Annotated in this window: 3 protein-coding genes and 1 pseudogene; 3 read left to right on the top strand and 1 reads right to left on the bottom strand. The window is 67.8% G+C overall.

Annotated features, from left to right (window positions below; translation table 11 throughout):
* Window positions 1-187: 187 nt before the first annotated feature.
* A complete protein-coding gene (locus ACFVV1_RS40765; RefSeq protein WP_390000685.1) occupies window positions 188-1,399 on the bottom strand; it encodes an MFS transporter in 1,212 nt (403 codons plus the stop codon).
* A gap of 149 nt (window positions 1,400-1,548) precedes the next feature.
* Between ACFVV1_RS40765 and ACFVV1_RS40760 the strand changes: the two genes are divergently transcribed.
* The 3 genes and pseudogenes from ACFVV1_RS40760 to ACFVV1_RS40750 form a co-directional block, all read left to right on the top strand.
* Window positions 1,549-2,019, top strand: coding sequence for a MarR family winged helix-turn-helix transcriptional regulator (locus ACFVV1_RS40760; RefSeq protein ID WP_390000682.1), 471 nt, complete (start codon window positions 1,549-1,551; stop codon window positions 2,017-2,019).
* Window positions 2,016-2,180, top strand: a pseudogene (locus tag ACFVV1_RS40755) (NADP-dependent oxidoreductase); the annotation flags it as partial. The gene ACFVV1_RS40760 and the pseudogene ACFVV1_RS40755, both read left to right, overlap by 4 nt.
* Window positions 2,181-2,327: 147 nt before the next feature.
* Window positions 2,328-2,444 (top strand): helix-turn-helix domain-containing protein (locus tag ACFVV1_RS40750; RefSeq protein ID WP_390000688.1); only part of this gene is annotated, 117 nt, incomplete at its 3' end.

Below are 2,444 nucleotides of genomic sequence, written 5' to 3'. Positions count from 1 at the left end.
ACGGAGTTCTCCGGGCGGGCAGTCGGCGACGAAGCAGAAACCCCCACGGCGCGAGCCGTAGGAATCCCCCTCGTTCACGAGGGGGAGGAAGTCAAGACGGATTCCTTCGCGGGTGGGGGATCGGGTGGGGATCAGATGGGGGATCGGGTGTGGGTGGGAAGGCTCGGGCTGCGGTGGCGCGTCCAGGTCAGTGCAGGACGGTTTCCGGCGTGCTCCGGCGCCCGACGGACCCTGCGACGACGCGTTCGGCGGTGCGGGTACGGCGGTGGAGGTGGGCGGCGAGAAGGGCGAGCAGCAGGGCTGTGCCGGAGAGGATGGCGCCGACCCAGTTGGGGGAGGTGTAGCCGAGGCCCGCGGCGATCACGACACCGCCGAGCCAGGCCGCGAGGGCGTTGCCGAGGTTGAAGGCGCCGATGTTGGCGGCGGAGGCCAGGGTCGGAGCGGCCGAGGCCTGGTCGAGCACCCACTTCTGCAGCGGCGGGACGGTCGCGAAGCCGAGGGCGCCGATCAGGGAGAGGGTGATCGCGGCCAGCACCTTGTCGTGGGCGGTCGCGGTGAACAGCAGCAGCGTGGCGGTGAGGGCCGCGAGGGTGGTGAGGAGCATCGGCATGAGCCTGCGGTCGGCGAACTTGCCGCCGAGGAGGTTGCCCAGGAACATGCCGATACCGAAGAGGACGAGCAGCCAGGTCACCGCGCCCTCGGTGTAGCCGGCCACCTCGGTCATCATCGGGGTGATGTAGGTGATCGCGGCGAAGACACCGCCGTAGCCGAGGACGGTCATGGCCATGGCCAGCCACACCTGCACGTTGCGGAATGCGGCGAACTCGGTGCGTACGGTCACCGAATCGGGTCGGCCCATCTCGGGCAGCAGCTTGGCGACGCCGAGGAAGCCGATGACGCCGAGCACGGCGACGATGACGAACGTGACGCGCCAGCCGGCGGCCTGGCCGATGTACGTACCGCCGGGGACACCGACGATGTTGGCCACGGTCAGGCCCATGAACATCAGGGAGATGGCCGAAGCCTTCTTCTCCGGAGCGACAAGGTCGGCTGCGACCACGGAACCGATGCCGAAGAACGCGCCGTGCGCCAGGGAGGCCACGATCCGGCCGATGAGCATGACGCCGAAGCTCGGTGCGAAGGCGGACAGCGCGTTGCCGATGACGAACAGCGTCATCAGGAACATCAGCATCTTCTTGCGGGACACCTTGGTGCCGAGAACGGTCAGGAGCGGCGCGCCGAACACGACGCCCAGGGCGTAGCCGGAGACCAGCCAGCCGGCGGCCGGGATGGTCACGCCGAAGTCGCCTGCGACCTGGGGCAGCACGCCCATGATCACGAATTCGGTGGTGCCGATCCCGAAGGCCCCGATGGCGAGAGCCAGGAGCGCGAGAGGCATGGGGAGTTACCTTCCAAGTGCTTGCGTTGGGCGCTTACGTCACACGACAATAGTTGCATGCGCTGGATAAAGCAAACGCGCACTGAAGGCGTGTGCATGTATCGTCGTGTGCAATAATTGAGGGGACGGCCCGAAGAAGGAGGCCCCCGTTGACTGCTACTGCCCCCGCGCTCACCGCCCTGGCTCAGGGCTGGTGCGTGCTGTCTCTGCTGCACGGAAAGATCGAGTCCCGCCTCGAACGCGCCCTGCAGGCCGGTCATGGCCTGAGCGTGCGCGAGTACTCGCTCCTCGACGTCCTCGGCCGCCAGCACGACGGGGAGGGCGGACACCTGCAGATGAAGCAGGTCGCCGACTCCGTCGTGCTCAGCCAGAGCGCGACGACCCGCCTGGTCACCCGCCTCGAGGACCGCGGACTCCTGGAGCGCTACCTGTGCCCCACCGACCGGCGCGGGATCTACACCGACGTCACCGAGGCCGGCCTCAAGCTGCTCGGCGAAGCCCGCCCGACGAACGAGGCGGCCCTGCGTGCGGCACTGCAGGAAGCCGCCGAGGACCCCCGGCTGGAACCTCTGGTGCGCACCGTCGAAACCGCGCGGACGCCGGCGGAAATCGCCGCATGAAAGCGATCACCCTCAACGGATACGGCGGACCCGAGGCACTGCGGCTTGCCGACCTCCCGGACCCGAAGGTGGCCCCCGGCGAGGTGCTGATCCGGGTGAAGACCGCAGGGGTCAACCCTGTCGACTGGAAGCTCGCCGAAGGCCGCCTCGACGCGGTCATCTGATTCCTTCGTGGATACTCCGCCCTTCGGGGCGGAGAGGAAGCGGACTCCTGCGGAGCAGGGCAAGGGCTGCGATTCGCCGCCAGGCGGATCACGGTGCTCTGACCTGCAGATTTGATCTTTACATGGTCGCATTGGTTTGTGAGCATGACCGCGAACCATGTGAAGCGGGCGTTCAAATACCGCTTCTGTCCGACGGATGTGCAGGCGGCTGAGCTGTCGCGCACGTTCGGATGCGTGCGGAGGGTCTACAACCTGGCGCTT

This window comes from Streptomyces sp. NPDC058092, assembly GCF_042884935.1.
GTDB lineage: Bacteria > Actinomycetota > Actinomycetes > Streptomycetales > Streptomycetaceae > Streptomyces.
This window is presented reverse-complemented; position numbering and strand designations above follow the sequence as displayed.